Below are 15,154 nucleotides of genomic sequence, written 5' to 3' on the forward strand. Positions count from 1 at the left end.
GGGTTTCGCTCTTACGAGTGGTGCAGAACCGATTCGCCATCGAGGAACGAGGCGTTCGTGCTCCTTGCCCACCCACCCGCCCGACCCGGCCGACGGGGAGGCGGCCGCTTCGGGCTCCGCCCGGGGGCCGGCCCAGCCGCCCGCCCGACTCGGTCGGCGAGGAGGTGGGCGCCTTGGGCTCTGTCCCGGGGGTCGGCCCACCCACCCGCCCGCCCTCGGTCGGCAAGGAGGTGGGCGTCTGGGCAGGCTTGGCTCCGGAGGGTCGGCCCACACGCCCCACCGGACTCGGGTGGCGGGCAGGCACCCGCGTTGGCCCCGCACCGAAGCTGGTGGCCCGCTCCCGCGACCCGGTCGGGAGGCGCTTGCCCCGGCTCCGCTCTGGGGTCGGCCCACCCGCCTGACTCGGTCGGCGAGGGGGTGGGCGTCTGGGTTTGGCTCCGGGGGTCGGCCCACACGCTCCGCCCGACTCGGGCGGCGGGCAGGCACCCGCGTTGGCCCCCGCGCCGAAGGGGGTGACCCGCCGGCCCGTCCCGGCCGGGAGGCGCCCGTCCCGGGCTCCGCTCTGGAGAGGTCGGCCGGTCCGCCTGACTCGGTTGGCGGGGAGGTGCCCGCGTTGGCCCGCGCGCCGAAGGGGGTGACCCGCCGGCCCGTCCCGGCCGGGAGGCGCCCGTCCCGGGCTCCGCTCTGGAGAGGTCGGCCGGTCCGCCTGACTCGGTTGGCGGGGAGGTGCCCGCGTTGGCCCGCGCGCCGAAGGGGGTGACCCGCCGGCCCGTCCCGGCCGGGAGGCGCCCGTCCCGGGCTCCACCCTGAGGAGGTCGGCCCGCCCGCCCTCTTCGGTCGACGGAAGGGTTCCCGCTCCGGGCCCGCGCTGAAGGGTTGGCCCGCCCGACTCGGCCGACTCGGAGACGCCCGCCCCGGGCTGCGCCCCCAAGAGGTCGGCCGACCTCCCCCCGACTCGGTCGGCGGCAGGGTGCCTGCCCTGGGCTCCGCCCCGAAGGGGTCGGCTGGAAGCGCACCTTTTGGGGCGTCCCCCCGGGTGCAGGACGGCCCCGGAGGGCAGGAGGCCGGCCTCGTCGCGATACAGGAGGCCGGCCCGGCCGGGGTGCAGGGGCGGAGCCCGCAGGGGTGCAGGGGCGGAGCCCGCAGGGGTGCAGGGGGCGGAGCCCCGCTGGGCTGCAGGGGACGGAGCCCCCGCTGGGGTTTGGGGCGAAGCCCCAAGGGCCTGATCTCTCAACCAACCGAGTCGGGCGGGTGGGTGGGCGAACACCCCCGCCCAGCCCTCGGCCAGAGCCCCACGGCGATGCAGCCCCGCAAGCCGGGCAGGTAGCCTTTCCCCGTGCCCCGTCTGTCTGAAGTCATCGCCGCGCTGGAGAAGCTGTGGCCCGCCGAGCGGGCCGAGTCCTGGGACGCGGTCGGCACGGTGGTGGGCGTTCCCGACCAGGAGGTCGGGCGGGTGCTCTTCGCCGTCGACCCGGTCGAGGAGATCGTCGACGAGGCGGTGAAGCTGGGCGCCGACCTGCTGGTCACCCACCACCCGCTGTATCTGCGCGGGACGACGACCGTCGCGGCCTCCACCTTCAAGGGGCGGGTCGTGCACCGCCTGATCAAGAACGACATCGCCCTGCATGTCGCCCACACCAACGCCGACACCGCCGACCCCGGCGTCAGCGACGCGCTCGCCGGGGCGCTCGATCTGAGGGTCGTGGGGCCCCTGGTCCCCGACTCCTCCGACCCCGACGGGCGTCGCGGCCTCGGCCGGATCTGCGAGCTGGACCACCCGCTCACCGTCCGCGAGTTCGCCGCCCGTGCCGCCGAGCGGCTGCCGGCCACCGCGCAGGGCATCCGGGTGGCCGGCGACCCGGACGCGGTCGTGCGGACCGTCGCCGTGAGCGGCGGATCCGGCGACAGCCTCTTCGACCACGTCCGCGCCGCCGGCGTGGACGCGTTCCTCACCGCGGACCTGCGCCACCACCCGGCGTCCGAGGCCCGCGCCCACAGTCCTCTCGCGTTGCTCGACGCGGCGCACTGGGCCACCGAGTGGCCCTGGTGCGAGCTGGCCGCAGCCCAGCTCGACGAGATCTCCGACCGGTACGGCTGGGGCCTCAGGGTCCACGTCTCCAAGACGGTCACCGACCCCTGGACCGGTCACTCCCCTTCCACCCCTTCACCTGGAGCCCCCAACTGAACGCCGCGCCCGCCGACCAGATCCGACTCCTCGACGTCCAGGCCCTCGACGTCCGCCTGCAGCAGCTCGCCCACCGGCGGAGGTCGCTGCCCGAGCACGCCGAGATCGAGTCGCTGACCAAGGACCTCACGCAGCTGCGGGACCTCCTGGTGGCCGCGCAGACCGAGGAGAGCGACTGCGCCCGCGAGCAGACCAAGGCCGAGCAGGACGTGGACCAGGTGCGCCAGCGCGCCGCCCGCGACCAGCAGCGGCTCGACTCCGGCGCCGTCACCTCCCCGAAGGACCTGGAGAACCTGCAGAAGGAGATCGTCTCCCTCGCCAAGCGCCAGGGGGACCTCGAGGACGTGGTGCTGGAGGTCATGGAGCGCCGTGAGGCCGCCCAGGAGCGGGTCGCCGAGCTGACCGAGCGGGTCGGCTCCGTCCAGGCGAAGATCGACGACGCGACCGGGCGCCGGGACGCCGCCTTCGAGGAGATCGACGGCGAGGCCGCCACGGTGACCAAGGAGCGCGAGGTCGTCGCCGGGGCCGTCCCCGCCGACCTGCTCAAGCTCTACGACAAGCTGCGCGAGCAGCAGGGCGGCATCGGCGCGGCGAAGCTGTACGCCCGCACCTGCCAGGGCTGCCGTCAGGAGCTCGCCATCACCGAGCTGAACGAGATCCGCTCGGCCGCTCCCGACACCGTCGTGCGGTGCGAGAACTGCCGCCGCATCCTGGTGCGGACCTCCGAGTCGGGGCTGTAAGGGGCGGACGGCGTGCGGGAGTTCATCGTCGAGGCCGACGGCGGGTCGCGGGGCAACCCGGGGCCCGCGGGCTACGGCAGCGTGGTGATCGACGCGGCGACGGGGGAGACCCTCGTGGAGCGCGCCGAGTACATCGGCGTGGCCACGAACAATGTCGCCGAGTACCGCGGCCTGCTGGCCGGGCTGCGCGCCGCCCGGGAACTCGACCCGTCGGCGGCGGTGCGCGTCCGGATGGACTCCAAGCTCGTCGTCGAGCAGATGTCGGGCCGCTGGAAGATCAAGCACCCGGACATGAAGCCGCTGGCCGCCGAGGCCGCCCGCGTCTTCCCGCACGGCCAGGTCACCTACGAGTGGATCCCGCGCGAGCGCAACAAGCACGCCGACCGGCTCGCCAACGAGGCGATGGACGCGGGCCGGCGGGGCGAGCAGTGGGACGCCGGGGCCTCCCGGGCCGCCCTGGAGGCGTCCGCCTCCGCTCCGGCGGTTCCCGAGCCGTCCGGCCCGCCCGGAGACGCGGCCGCCGGCGCCGCGAGGGCGCGCGAGGCGCTGGCCCGCTCCCGCCCGTCCGACGCCACGGCGACCGCGGCCACCCCGGCCGCCGCCGTCCCCGGTGCCAAGGCCGACGCCGACCTCCGGGCCGCCCGCACCGTCGCCACCCCGTCGGCCGCGCCGCAACCGTCGACCGCGCCGCAACCGTCGGCCGCGCCGCAACCGTCGACCGCCCGAGCGGCGACCGCGCAGCCGTCCGCCGGCTGGTCCGCCCCCGACCTGGGCGCCCCCGCCACCTTCGTCCTGCTCCGTCACGGCGAGACCCCCCTCACGCCCGAGAAGCGTTTCTCGGGCAGCGGCGGCAGCGACCCCTCCCTCTCCGCCATCGGCCGAGAGCAGGCCGACCGGGTGGCCACCGCCCTCGCACGGCGCGGCACCGTCCAGCACATCGTGGCCTCCCCGCTCGCCCGGACACGGGAGACCGCCGACGCCGTCGCGGCCCGTCTGGGCCTCGAGGTCACCGTGGACGACGGGCTGCGCGAGACGGACTTCGGCGCCTGGGAGGGGCTGACCTTCGGGGAGGTCCGCGAACGCTACCCCGACGACCTGAACGCCTGGCTCGCCGACCCGGAGGCGGAGCCCACGGGCGGCGGCGAGAGCTTCGCGGCGACCGCCACCCGCATCGCCGCCACCCGCGACAAGCTGACCGCGGCCTACGCGGGCCGCACCGTGCTGCTGGTCACCCACGTCACCCCGATCAAGACCCTCGTACGGCTCGCCCTGGGCGCGCCGCCCGAGTCCCTGTTCCGGATGGAGCTGTCGGCGGCCTCCCTGTCGGTCGTGGCGTACTACGCGGACGGCAACGCCAGCCTCCGCCTCCTCAACGACACGTCCCACCTGCGTCCCTGAGCCGCGAGGCAGCGCGCGCCAGCTCCTCGATCCGCTCCCAGTCCCGGGCCGCCACCGCGTCTCCGGGAACCATCCAACTCCCGCCCACGCAGCCGACGTTGGGCAACGCGAGGTAATCGGCCGCGTTGTCCGGGCCGATACCGCCCGTGGGGCAGAACCGGGCCTGCGGGAGCGGTCCGGCCAGGGACCCGAGATACGCGGTTCCCCCGGCCGCCTGCGCCGGGAAGAACTTCATCTCCCGCACCCCGCGCTCCAGCAGCGCCACCACCTCCGAGGTGGTCGACACACCGGGCAGGAAGGGCGTCCCGGACGCCCGCATCGCCGCCAGCAGCGCCTCCGTCCAGCCGGGGCTCACCAGGAACCGTGCGCCGGCCTCCGTGCACCGCGTCACCTGCTCCGGTGTGATCACCGTCCCGGCCCCGACCACCGCCTCCGGGACCGCGTCGGCGATCTCCCGGATCGCGTCGAGCGCGGCGGGCGTGCGCAGCGTCACCTCGATCGCCGGCAGCCCGCCCGCGACCAGGGCCCGGGCCAGCGGTACGGCATCGGCCGCGTCCCGCAGGACCACCACGGGTACGACGGGCGCGAGATCCAGCACGGAGGCAGCCGAAGAGAAGGACAGGGGTGAGGTCATGCGCCTCATCCTGCCCGCGACGTGCACCACGCGCAAAGGCCATTGCGTATGCTGCAATGGCTCGGCGCCCTCCGGTCGCTCCGGCGCCCCTCCGCTAGTGGATCTCCTCCACCAGGACGTCCAGCGTCCACGGCGACCCCGCCCGCGCCGGCTCCTTCGCCTCCACCACGTAGCCCAGGTCCCGCAGCGCGACCACCAGCTCGGCGGGGTCCTTCGGGTCGATGCCCGCCGTCAGCAGAGCGCGGACGATCCGCCCCTTCGTCGCCTTGTTGAAGTGGCTGACCACCTTCCGGGTCGGCGCGTGCAGCACCCGCACGCTCGCCGTCCGCCCGGCGACCTCCCCCTTCGGCTTCCACGCGGCCGCGTACGCCGCCGACCGCAGGTCCAGCACCAGCCCGTCCCCGGCCGCCTCGGGCAGCAGGTCCGCCATCGGCGCCCGCCAGTGCGCGCCCAGCGCGCCGAGCCCCGGCAGCTTCACCCCCATCGAGCAGCGGTACGACGGGATGCGGTCCGTGACCCGGACGGCACCCCACAGACCGGAGAAGACCAGCAACGACCGCGCGGCGCGCTTCTTCGCGGCCGCGTCCAGCGAGGCCAGGCCGAGGGCGTCGTACAGCACGCCCGTGTAGATCTCCCCGGCCGGCCGCGCGCCCGCCGTGCGCAGTTCCGCGTTCTTCGCGACCTCGCCGCGCAGCCCCTCGCTCAGCCCCAGCACCTCGCGCGCCTTCTCCTCGTCGCTCGCGCAGAGCTCGACCAGCTCGGCGAGGACGGCCTCACGGGCGGCGGCGAGCCCCGGCAGGGACAGCGACTCCGGCTTCAGCGGGGCGCCACGGCCGGACGCGGCCTTGCCTTCGGACGGGGGCAGCAGGACGAGCACGAGCGTTTCTCCTTCGGTAGGGCTCCGCGCCAGCGTACGGGGTTGCCGCAGCCCGCCCTCATCGCGCGGTGGACCCGTCCCGCGCCCGGGCGAGAGCCGGTGCGAGGGCCTGGAGGAGGCCCCGGGCGTCGTCCGCGTGCAGGCGCACCACGCCCACCTCCCGGCGACGGCCGAGGAAGGTGACATGGGCGACCGGTTCGGTCAGCTCCAGCGTGACCGAGGTCTGTGAGCCCACGGGGAGGTTCAGCTCGCCGTCGACGCGCTCGTGCGTGGTGCGCAGCTCCTGCCGTACGGCCGCGATCCGCTCCAGCGGGATCCGCAGATCGACGTGGACGGCACGACGGACGCGCAGGCTGCCGTCGTGCAGGACGTGCGGGCGGACCTGCCAGGCCGCGTACAGGCCGATCACGACGACCACCGTGTAGACGTCCAGGAACAGCACCACCGCGTGGACGGTCGGCCAGTCGCGCAGCAGCACGGACAGGGTGAACGTCTCGATCACGCATACGAAGGCGAACCCCGCCATCACGGCGCCCTGCCCCCGCGCGTACCCGAACGCCCGCCCGTCACCCACCCCGTGCCGCCGCCGGGCCACCCACAGCAGCAGGCTCACCAGCAGCCGGACCTCGTGCCGGACCAGCAGGTACCCCAGCCTCACCGTGCACCCTCCTCATCGGTCGTCCCGTCGGTCGTCCCGTCGGTCCGCGCATCGGTCAGGATCCGCAGCGCCCGGCGGATCGCCTCCGCCTGTGCCGGGGCGAAGTCGGCGTAGAGCGCACGCAGGAAACTGCTGTCGTGGTCGATGGCGGCCCCTTCCGGCAGCAGCTCCCGAGGGGTGCACTCGGCGAGCCGGCGGGCGGCCGCCTCCACCCGGGGGTCGCCGGGATCGACGCCGACGAGCGCGTCGAGCAGCGCGTACGCCTCGTTGGCCCGGGCCACGGCCTCCGGCGACTCCAGCACCGCGCCCACCACCGCCATCAGCCGTTCCCGTTCCGCGGGAGGTGCGGCCGTCTCGATGAGAGCGAGCACCTCGCGGTCCTTGGCGGCCATGGGCGAGTCGGACAGGGGAGCCGTCCGCGCGAACAGCGCGGCCAGCTCCGGCGAGACCGGACCCTCGGCGGGCAGCGCCTCCGCGTCCAGCAGCGCCCGCAGCCGCGCCCGGCGCTCCCGGATCGCCGACTCCTGCCGGGCCAGGTCCTCGTCCAGCTCGGTCAGCACCTCGACGAGGTCCTTCCCGGCATCGTCCGCGAGCACGTCCCGCACCTCGGCCAGCCCCAGCCCCAGCTCCGTCAGCCGCCGGATCCGGGCGAGCACGACCGCGTGCCGCAGCGTGTAGTCCCGATACCCGTTGGCCCGCCGCTCCGGCTCGGGCAGCAGCCCCAGGTGGTGGTAGTGCCGGACGGCCCGCGTGGTGACGCCGACGGCCTCGGCGAGTTCTCCGATCCGCATGGGACCAGTACAGACGTTGACGTCGCGGCAGGGTCAAGCGAGCGGTGTTCTGACGGGGCCGGTGATCGTGTGCCACGATCGAGGGAACGGTTCCCGATCTCACGGACAGGTGACCAGCGATGTCCGAGTCTGGCGAGCGACCGAAGGAGGGGCGTGACATGACTGCCATGGCCCATGAGCCGCTCACGCAGGAAGACGTCCTGCTGGAGGGCTTTCTCGCCCTGGACACCCCGGAGGGTTTCCGGGCGGAGCTTGTCGAGGGGGAGATCCTAGTGACACCGCCGCCGGACGGGGATCACGAGGACTACATCAATCGGATCATGAAGCAGGTGATCAGGCGGTCCCGGACCGACATGGACTTCTCCGGCAACAAGGGACTGAAACTGCGGAGCGGAGGCGCCTGCCCCAAGAACCACGTGATCCCGGACGGCACGTTCGCCCCTTCGGAGTTGCGGCTCTACCGGGGCGCCGACTCCTGGATGCCCTGCGACGGCGTAGAGATGGTCCTGGAGGTGACCTCCACCAAGCCCGAGGCAGACCGCGAGACCAAACGCCGCTGCTACGCCCGCGGAGGTATCCCCCTTTACCTGCTCGTGGACCGCGAGACAGCCCAGATCACGGTGTTCAGCGACCCGCAGCACGACGACTACCGCGAGCACCGCACCCTCCCCTTCGGTAAACCGCTCGCCCTCCCGGAGCCCTTCGCCTTCGACCTGGAGACCGGCGACCTCCTCTGAGCCCAGGGCTCGAACCCGGGCATGAAGCAGGGCCTCGGGGCGTTGCACTCCCCGAGCGTGAGGAGGCGCGGGGTGAGCGCACGGGAACAGGCCCGGTGGACCAGGGCGCGGCTGGGCCGGTGCGGTCCGCCCGTCGACCTGCTCACCGCCCGCTTCGACAAGCACGTCTACGCCCCGCACGCCCATGACGAGTTCACGGTCGGCGTCTGTGTCGCCGGGTCGGAGATCATCGACTACCGGGGCGGGCGCATCCACACCGGCCCCGGCTCCATCGTCGTCCTCGCCCCCGGCGAGATGCACACCGGCGGCCCCGGCAACACCACCGACGGCTACGCCTACCGCGCCCTGTACGCCGGCCCGGCCCTGCTCACCGAGGGCACCCTCGGTGGCGTACCGCACTTCCGCGAACCGCTGATCGACGACCCGGAACTCGCCGCCGCCTTCCGCGCCGCCCACACCGGCCTCAGCGCGTGCCCCGACCCCCTGGAGGCGGAGTCCCGTCTGCCCTGGCTGCTCACGGCCCTGGCCCGCCGCCACTCCACGGCCCGGTCCGCCCCCGACTCCGTGCCCGGCGCGGACCGGGTGGCCCGCACGGTCCGCGACCGTCTGGCCGACGAACTGCTGGCGCCTCCGTCCCTGGCCGACCTGGCCGCCGACCTCGGCCTGTCCCGCTACCAGCTCCTGCGGGCCTTCCGTACGGCGACGGGGGTGCCGCCGTACGCCTGGCTGGCGCAGTACCGCGTGCACCGGGCGCGCGGCCTGCTGGACGCCGGGCTGCGCCCCGCGGAGGTCGCCCCGCTCGTCGGCTTCGCGGACCAGGCGCACCTCACCCGCTGGTTCCGCCGGGTGCTGGGCGTGACGCCGGCGGCGTACCGCAACAGCGTTCAAGACGGCCGGTGGTGAGAGGCCCGACACTCGCCGCATGACTGCACGCGGCTGGTTCCTGTTCTCCCTGATGGGAGTGGTCTGGGGCATCCCCTACCTGTTGATCAAGGTGGCGGTGGAGGACCTCTCCCCGTCGATGGTGGTGTTCACGCGCTGTGCGCTCGGCGCACTCCTCCTGCTGCCCTTCGCGATCCGGCAGGGAGGCCTGCTGCGGACCGTCCGGGCGCACTGGGCGCCCATGCTGGCCTTCGCGTGCATAGAGATCATCGGGCCGTGGTTCACGCTCACGGACGCCGAGCGGCATCTGTCGAGCTCCACCGCCGGCCTCCTGATCGCGGGGGTCCCGATCGTCGGCGTCCTCGCGGCCCGGTTCCTCGGCGACACGGAGGTGCTGGGGACACGACGGATCGCGGGCCTCGCGCTGGGCCTCGGCGGTGTAGGAGTTCTCACGGTCCCGCACCTGACCGGGGGAGACGTGAAGTCGCTCGGCGAGGTCCTGCTGACGGTGGTGGGCTACGCGACCGCGCCCCTGATCGCGGCCCGCCGCCTCAAGGACGTCCCCACCCTGCAGCTCATCGCGCCCTGCCTGACCCTGTCGGCGCTGGTCTACGCGCCCGCGGCGGCGGCGTCCTGGCCCGCCACGACGCCGGCCCCCGAGGTCCTGGCGGCGCTGGCCGCCCTGGGCGTGGTCTGCACGGCCGTGGCATTCGTCGCCTTCCTGGAACTGATCAAGGAGATCGGCCCCACCCGCTCCACGGTCATCACGTACGTCAACCCGGCCGTCGCGGTGGCCGCGGGCGCCCTGTTCCTGGACGAGCCCCTGACGGCCGGAGCCCTGGCCGCCTTCGCCCTCATCCTGGCGGGCTCGGTGCTCGCGACGGCCGAGGGACCGAAGCGCGCCGCCCGCCCGGTACCATGGTCGACACGGCAGACGAGCCGGGCGGACGGCCGCGTGGAGTCCCCCTAGGGGGCTTCCCGAGGAACGTCCGGGCTCCACAGGGCAGGGTGGTGGCTAACGGCCACCCGGGGTGACCCGCGGGACAGTGCCACAGAAAACAGACCGCCGGGGACCTCGGTCCTCGGTAAGGGTGAAACGGTGGTGTAAGAGACCACCAGTGCCCAGGGTGACCTGGGCAGCTAGGTAAACCCCACCCGGAGCAAGGTCAAAAGGAAACACCCCGGTGTTTCTGCGCGGACGATCGAGGGCTGCCCGCCCGAGTCCGCGGGTAGACCGCACGAGGCCGGCGGCAACGCCGGTCCTAGATGGATGGCCGTCGCCGAGGGGCCCGAGAGGACCCCCCGGAACAGAACCCGGCGTATAGCCCGACTCGTCTGCCGCTGCTCCTCGACAGCCCTCGCGTTCGCTCGCACAACTCTTGGTCGAGCGGTCCCACGGCGGTCACTCGGCGGCGGCCAAGTGGCTCCGCAGTACGGCCTCGATCTCCGTGGCGTCGCCTGTCGCCGGGAGGGGCCAGGGCGTCTCGTCGCCGTTCTCCATGACGAAGCTGCTCAGCGGGCCACGGCCTGGGCGGCCTCCGCGGGAGCGGCGGCCGGGTCCAGGACGAGGGCGAGGAAGCGCACGCCGGCCGGTGACGGGACGTACGAGTCACGGAGCCACCGGGCGAACAGGGCCGCCGCGTGTGCGGTGACGTCGATGACGCTGACATGGGCGTAGTCCGGGGCGGGCATGGCGGCCGTTCCCGAGACGAAGACGTCCGGTGCCACCTCGATCGCGAAGTCCAGGACGGCACATCGCGCGGAGAGGAGGTGCTCGTCTCCAGGAACGCGTCGGGGAAAGCCCGCTCCAGCGCATCCCGGAACGTCTCCACGCTCGCCTGCCATGCGGACGGGTCGTCCTCGGGCGGAGCGAAGACGGAGTTAGACCGCAGGTCGTGCTCCACTGCCACAGCAGTCCTTCACTCTCAGGGCACGTTCCGCGCGGGACCGGTGACGCCGTTCATGGCCCTGTGTTCGTGGCCGGGGTTCACGGGGCGGTCGTGCCCAGCGACCGCTCCGCCACGCGGGCCAGGTGTCCGGCGAACACCTGCCGCGCCTGCGGGGTCAGGGTACGCAGCGCCACCAGCGCCGTGATGACCACGTCGCACAGCTCCGACCCGACGTCCTCCCAGGTGTGGCTGGTGCCCTTGCGGGGGTTCTGGCCGGTCGCGCCGATCACCGCCTGGGCGGTCTCTCCGACCTCCTCCGACAACTTCAGGATGCGCAGCAGCAGCCCCTCGCGCCCGCCGACCGGCTGATCGGCGTCCAGCCAGGCCCACAGGGCGTCGACGGTCTCCCAGAGGCCGGTGTCCCCGAGGCCGGCGTCTCCGAAGCCTGCGTCCCCGAGGTCCGTTTCCCGGGAGTCGGCGTCCTTGAGGTCGGTATCCGTGAGGTCCGTTTCTCCGAGACCGGTGTCCTTGAGGTCGGTGGTGTCGCTGTCGCTCATGGGCGCAAGCCTGCCCCACGCTTCTAGTCCTCGAACAGCGGCTCCTCCTCCCGTCGCCGCAGCCGCTGGTTCCTCAGGCCCACGATCACCGTGGTGGCCGCCGCCGCGACACCCAGGGCCGTCGGGACCATCCAGCCCCGGTTGACCGTGTGGCCGAGGGCGTGGTCGAGGGAGAGGCGGCCCGGACCGGCGATGGCGAGGGCCGCGCCGGTCAGGCCGAGGGAGGCCGCGTGCTCGTAGCCGCCGCTCTCCGCGAAGAAGCCGTTGGGTACGTGCACCGCGGACGCCCCCGCCATCGCGCCGGCCGCCACCGCGCCCGCCGCCGGGGTGGCCAGGCCCAGCGCCAGAAGGGTGCCGCCGCCGGTCTCCGCCAGGCCCGACGCAGCCGCGCTGGCCTTGCCGGGCCGGTAGCCGACGGACTCCATGAAGCGGCCGGTCCCCTCCAGACCGTGCCCGCCGAACCAGCCGAACAGCTTCTGCGTGCCGTGGGCCACCAGGACTCCTCCGGTGCCCAGCCGAAGCAGCAGCAGCCCCAGATCACGTCGGTCGTAACTAGTCACGGTGCACTCCAGACGACGGGAACGACCCCCTCCGCCTTTCCACCGTCGCATCCCCCGCGCCTGCCCGCCCGCCCGGGCGCCGTTCGGGTGGCGGGGTCCCGGGTGCGGTGTGACGCTGGCGCGTATGACGATCCAGACCGGAAAACTCACCGACCCGGCCGTCCGGGCCTTCGTCTCCGCCGTCAACGCCCATGACCGGGAGGCCTTCCTGAGCCTCCTCACGCCGGACGCGACCATGGCGGACGACGGCTCGGACCGTGACCTCGCCGAGTGGATCGACCGGGAGATCTTCTCCTCCCACGGTCACATGGAGGTCGACAACGAGTCGAGCGGAGGCCGTGCCCTCATCGCCCGCTACAGCAACGACACCTGGGGCGAGATGCGCACCCGGTGGCGTTTCGTGGTCGAGGACGACGGGCGGATCTCCCGTTTCGAGACAGGGCAGGCGTAGACAGCACGGCGTGGACGTCGAAAGCGGTACGGCCCTTGCCTTCGGGTGCGCTCGAACTCCTACCGTCCGTGGGCATGGAGACCAACCGGACACTGGGACGTAGCGGCATACAGGTCAGCGCACTGGGCTTCGGGTGCTGGGCCGTCGGCGGGGAGTGGCAGGACGCGGGCGGGCAGCCGCTGGGGTGGGGCAAGGTCGACGACGACGAGTCCGTACGGGCGATCCGGCGCGCCCTCGACCTCGGTGTCACCTTCTTCGACACCGCCGACGTCTACGGCACCGGGCACAGCGAGCGGATCCTCGGGCGGGCCCTCGGCAGGCGGCGGGACGAGGTCGTCGTCGCCACCAAGTGGGGCAACCTCTTCGACGAGGGCACCAGGACGCTGTACGGGCAGGACGCCTCCGTCGAGTACGCGCGTGCCGCTCTGACCGCCTCGCTCGCCCGGCTCGGCACCGATCACGTCGACCTGTACCAGCTGCACCTCTCCGACGCCCACCCCGCGCAGGCGGCCGAACTGCGCGACCTGTGCGAGGAGTTCGTGTCGGAGGGGCTCGTCCGCGCCTACGCCTGGAGCACCGACGACCCGGCCCGCGCCGCCGTGTTCGCCGAGGGGGAGCACTGCGCGGCGGTCCAGCACGCGGTCAACGTGCTGCAGGACGCGCCCGAGATGCTCGCCCTGTGCGAGGAGCTGGACCTGGCGAGCGTCAACCGCAGCCCGCTGGCCATGGGGCTGCTCGGCGGGAGGCGCCGTGACGGGCAGGCCCTGGAGGCGGGGGACATCCGCAGCCGTCCGCCGGTCTGGCTGAAGGGGTTCGCGGACGGGTCGGGCGCGGACCCGGACTGGCTGGGCCGGGTCGACGCCCTCAGGGACGTCCTCACCAGCGGCGGCCGCACCATCGCGCAGGGTGCCCTCGCCTGGTTGTGGGCGCGCAGCCCGCGGACCGTGCCGATCCCCGGGTTCCGCTCGGTCGCCCAGGCCGAGGAGAACGCGGGCGCGATCGGGAAAGGGCCGCTCACTGCCGGGCAGGTGGCCGAGGCCGACCGGATCCTCGGGCGGTGAGCGGCCCTCCGGGCGATCTCACCCGGCGCGTACGGCCTGCTCGGTCAGCGTCAGCCGCCCCGACCTGATGGTGGCCAGGCGCGGGGCGCGGCGGGCGATCGACGAGTCGTGGGTGACCATGACGAAGGTCAGCCCGTGCTCGCGCCACAGGCCCTCCAGAAGGGCCATGATGTCGTCGCGGGTGCCCTCGTCGAGATTGCCGGTGGGCTCGTCGGCGAGGAGCACCTTTGGTTCTTCACCAGGGCGCGGGCGATGGCGACGCGCTGCTGCTGGCCGCCGGACATCTCGGACGGGACGTGCGACAGCCGCTCGCCCAGGCCCACGGTCCGCAGGGCCTCGGCCGCACGCTCGTGCCGCTCGCACGGCTTCACGCCGAGCGGCACCAGGGCCGTCTCGACGTTCGTCCTGTGCGGTCAGGGTCGGGATGAGCTTGAACGCCTACCGAGCGCCAGACCCAGTGCGACGACGAGGGCCGCCTTCTTGCGCCGGCCCAGCTCGCGCTTGAGATAGATGCCAACATCCCGTTCCTCGAAAGGTTCTTGGCGCCCGCTGTGGGCGCGGCCTCAAATTAGGGACGAACCTTTGAGTCGGCATGGGTGAAGGATGTGCGGGGGCTGGGAATGCGGCGGTTCGGGATGAGAATTCGCTGAGGCCTGGAACCCCTCATGGCGCGGCAGCCGTTCCAGGGTCCGGTGCGCACCTCGCGGTTCCCCCGCGAGGCCCACCCCCACCCGGTACCGTGGAACGGCTGCCGCACTCCCCCCACACTGTGGTTCGTGCGACCGGCGGAAGCCCGGCCTTCCAACTGTGAAGGTCTCGTGGAGACGCGTCGAGCATAGGTCTCCGACCGGCGGCAATGGAGCGGAAGGTCGCAATCCGTTTGTGAGGATTGCCCGTTCAACCACGCCCCACGTACGGCATCGCCGTCGCCAGCACCGTCGCGAACTGCACATTCGCCTCCAGGGGCAGTTCCGCCATGTGCCGCACCGTGCGCGCCACGTCCGCGACGTCCATCACCGGTTCCGGCGCGATCTCCCCGTTGGCCTGCAGGGCCCCCGTCCGCATCCGGGCCGTCATGTCGGTCGCCGCGTTGCCGACGTCGATCTGCCCGACCGCGATGCCGTACGCCCGGCCGTCCAGGGACAGGGACTTGGTGAGACCCGTCAGGGCGTGCTTGGTCGCCGTGTAGGCGGCGGAGTGCGGGCGGGGCGTGTGGGCGGAGACGGAGCCGTTGTTGATGATCCGGCCGCCCCGCGGGTCCTGCTCCTTCATCTGCCGGTACGCCGCCTGCGCGCACAGGAACGCCCCGTTGAGGTTGGTGTCCACCACGTGCCGCCAGGCGTCGTAGGAGAGGTCCTCGACGGGCACCCCGCCCGGACCGAACGTGCCCGCGTTGTTGAACAGCAGGTCGAGCCGCCCGAACCGGTCGCGTACGGCGGCGAAGAGGGCCGCGACGTCCTCGGGGCGTGAGACGTCCGTCCGCACGGCGAGACTCGCGGCCTCGGGCACCAGCGCGGCCGTCTCCTCCAGGGGCTGGGTGCGGCGGCCGGCCAGGGCCACCGACCAGCCGGTGCGCAGCAGTTCCACGGCCACGGCGCGGCCGATGCCGGAACCGGCACCGGTGACCACGGCGATCTTCGACTTCCCGGCGGTTCGCTTCGCGTTCATGGGCCCGCAGCGTACGGCAGGGCCCGACATGCGGAACGCGTTCTTCCGCCACGGGACTGTTGTGCA

At 73.4% G+C, this 15,154-nt stretch carries 15 protein-coding genes, 1 other RNA gene and 2 pseudogenes; 9 read left to right on the plus strand and 9 right to left on the minus strand.

What is annotated here, in order from left to right; translation table 11 throughout:
• Window positions 1-1,336 precede the first annotated feature (1,336 nt).
• Genes ACIHAR_RS05155 through ACIHAR_RS05165 form a run of 3 tightly spaced genes read left to right on the plus strand, consistent with a single transcriptional unit; the run spans window position 1,337 to window position 4,323 of the window.
• Complete coding sequence (locus ACIHAR_RS05155; protein WP_365455000.1) at window positions 1,337-2,185, plus strand: Nif3-like dinuclear metal center hexameric protein; 849 nt, start codon at window positions 1,337-1,339, stop codon at window positions 2,183-2,185.
• Window positions 2,182-2,925: a C4-type zinc ribbon domain-containing protein gene (locus tag ACIHAR_RS05160; protein ID WP_365455183.1), complete on the plus strand. Its 744-nt coding sequence runs from the start codon at window positions 2,182-2,184 to the stop codon at window positions 2,923-2,925. The genes ACIHAR_RS05155 and ACIHAR_RS05160 overlap by 4 nt, the downstream gene beginning before the upstream one ends.
• A gap of 12 nt (window positions 2,926-2,937) precedes the next feature.
• A complete protein-coding gene (locus ACIHAR_RS05165; protein WP_400017075.1) occupies window positions 2,938-4,323 on the plus strand; it encodes a bifunctional RNase H/acid phosphatase in 1,386 nt (461 codons plus the stop codon).
• Here ACIHAR_RS05165 and eda read toward each other — a convergent pair.
• From eda to ACIHAR_RS05185, 4 genes are all read right to left on the minus strand, one after another.
• Window positions 4,295-4,957: a bifunctional 4-hydroxy-2-oxoglutarate aldolase/2-dehydro-3-deoxy-phosphogluconate aldolase gene (eda, locus tag ACIHAR_RS05170; RefSeq protein ID WP_400017077.1), complete on the minus strand. Its 663-nt coding sequence runs from the start codon at window positions 4,955-4,957 to the stop codon at window positions 4,295-4,297. The two genes, ACIHAR_RS05165 and eda, sit on opposite strands and share 29 nt — an antisense overlap.
• A gap of 94 nt (window positions 4,958-5,051) precedes the next feature.
• Complete coding sequence (gene yaaA, locus ACIHAR_RS05175) at window positions 5,052-5,834, minus strand: peroxide stress protein YaaA (RefSeq protein WP_400017079.1); 783 nt, start codon at window positions 5,832-5,834, stop codon at window positions 5,052-5,054.
• Window positions 5,835-5,892: 58 nt separating this feature from the next.
• The gene (locus ACIHAR_RS05180) at window positions 5,893-6,492 is read right to left on the minus strand and encodes a hypothetical protein (RefSeq protein WP_365455011.1); all 600 of its coding nucleotides are present in this window, start codon (window positions 6,490-6,492) and stop codon (window positions 5,893-5,895) included.
• Window positions 6,489-7,283 carry a MerR family transcriptional regulator gene (locus ACIHAR_RS05185; protein ID WP_400017081.1) on the minus strand — a complete coding sequence of 265 codons (795 nt, stop codon included), beginning with the start codon at window positions 7,281-7,283 and terminating at the stop codon, window positions 6,489-6,491. The genes ACIHAR_RS05180 and ACIHAR_RS05185 overlap by 4 nt, the downstream gene beginning before the upstream one ends.
• 167 nt (window positions 7,284-7,450) lie before the next feature.
• Between ACIHAR_RS05185 and ACIHAR_RS05190 the strand changes: the two genes are divergently transcribed.
• The 4 genes and pseudogenes from ACIHAR_RS05190 (at window position 7,451) to rnpB (ending at window position 10,240) form a co-directional block, all read left to right on the plus strand.
• Complete coding sequence (locus ACIHAR_RS05190) at window positions 7,451-8,020, plus strand: Uma2 family endonuclease (protein ID WP_400017383.1); 570 nt, start codon at window positions 7,451-7,453, stop codon at window positions 8,018-8,020.
• A 72-nt stretch (window positions 8,021-8,092) separates the two neighbouring features.
• Entirely contained in the window at window positions 8,093-8,923 is an 831-nt protein-coding gene (locus tag ACIHAR_RS05195) for an AraC family transcriptional regulator (protein ID WP_388750827.1), read from the plus strand.
• A 52-nt stretch (window positions 8,924-8,975) separates the two neighbouring features.
• Window positions 8,976-9,722 (plus strand): annotated as a pseudogene (locus ACIHAR_RS05200) (DMT family transporter); the annotation flags it as partial.
• Window positions 9,723-9,837: 115 nt separating this feature from the next.
• Window positions 9,838-10,240, plus strand: an RNA gene (gene rnpB / locus ACIHAR_RS05205) — RNase P RNA component class A.
• A gap of 174 nt (window positions 10,241-10,414) precedes the next feature.
• Here the strand turns inward: rnpB and ACIHAR_RS05210 are convergent.
• The 3 genes from ACIHAR_RS05210 to ACIHAR_RS05220 form a co-directional block, all read right to left on the minus strand.
• Window positions 10,415-10,747 carry a hypothetical protein gene (locus ACIHAR_RS05210; RefSeq protein WP_400017084.1) on the minus strand — a complete coding sequence of 111 codons (333 nt, stop codon included), beginning with the start codon at window positions 10,745-10,747 and terminating at the stop codon, window positions 10,415-10,417.
• 142 nt (window positions 10,748-10,889) lie between these two features.
• On the minus strand, window positions 10,890-11,183 hold the full coding sequence (locus ACIHAR_RS05215) for a MazG-like family protein (RefSeq protein WP_400017386.1): 294 nt from the start codon (window positions 11,181-11,183) through the stop codon (window positions 10,890-10,892).
• A 188-nt stretch (window positions 11,184-11,371) separates the two neighbouring features.
• Entirely contained in the window at window positions 11,372-11,908 is a 537-nt protein-coding gene (locus tag ACIHAR_RS05220; protein ID WP_400017086.1) for a DoxX family protein, read from the minus strand.
• A 124-nt stretch (window positions 11,909-12,032) separates the two neighbouring features.
• On the opposite strand from ACIHAR_RS05220, the gene ACIHAR_RS05225 reads away from it, so the two are divergent.
• Both ACIHAR_RS05225 and ACIHAR_RS05230 read left to right on the plus strand, forming a co-directional pair.
• A complete protein-coding gene (locus ACIHAR_RS05225; protein WP_365455025.1) occupies window positions 12,033-12,359 on the plus strand; it encodes a nuclear transport factor 2 family protein in 327 nt (108 codons plus the stop codon).
• Window positions 12,360-12,433: 74 nt separating this feature from the next.
• Window positions 12,434-13,420: an aldo/keto reductase gene (locus ACIHAR_RS05230; RefSeq protein WP_400017089.1), complete on the plus strand. Its 987-nt coding sequence runs from the start codon at window positions 12,434-12,436 to the stop codon at window positions 13,418-13,420.
• A gap of 18 nt (window positions 13,421-13,438) precedes the next feature.
• Here ACIHAR_RS05230 and ACIHAR_RS05235 read toward each other — a convergent pair.
• Window positions 13,439-13,858 (minus strand): annotated as a pseudogene (locus ACIHAR_RS05235) (ABC transporter ATP-binding protein); the annotation flags it as partial.
• Between the two features lie 459 nt (window positions 13,859-14,317).
• On the minus strand, window positions 14,318-15,088 hold the full coding sequence (locus ACIHAR_RS05240) for an SDR family oxidoreductase (protein ID WP_365455028.1): 771 nt from the start codon (window positions 15,086-15,088) through the stop codon (window positions 14,318-14,320).
• Window positions 15,089-15,154 lie beyond the last annotated feature (66 nt).

It is taken from the genome of Streptomyces sp. NPDC052016, from assembly GCF_044548445.1.
Taxonomy (GTDB): Bacteria; Actinomycetota; Actinomycetes; order Streptomycetales; family Streptomycetaceae; genus Streptomyces.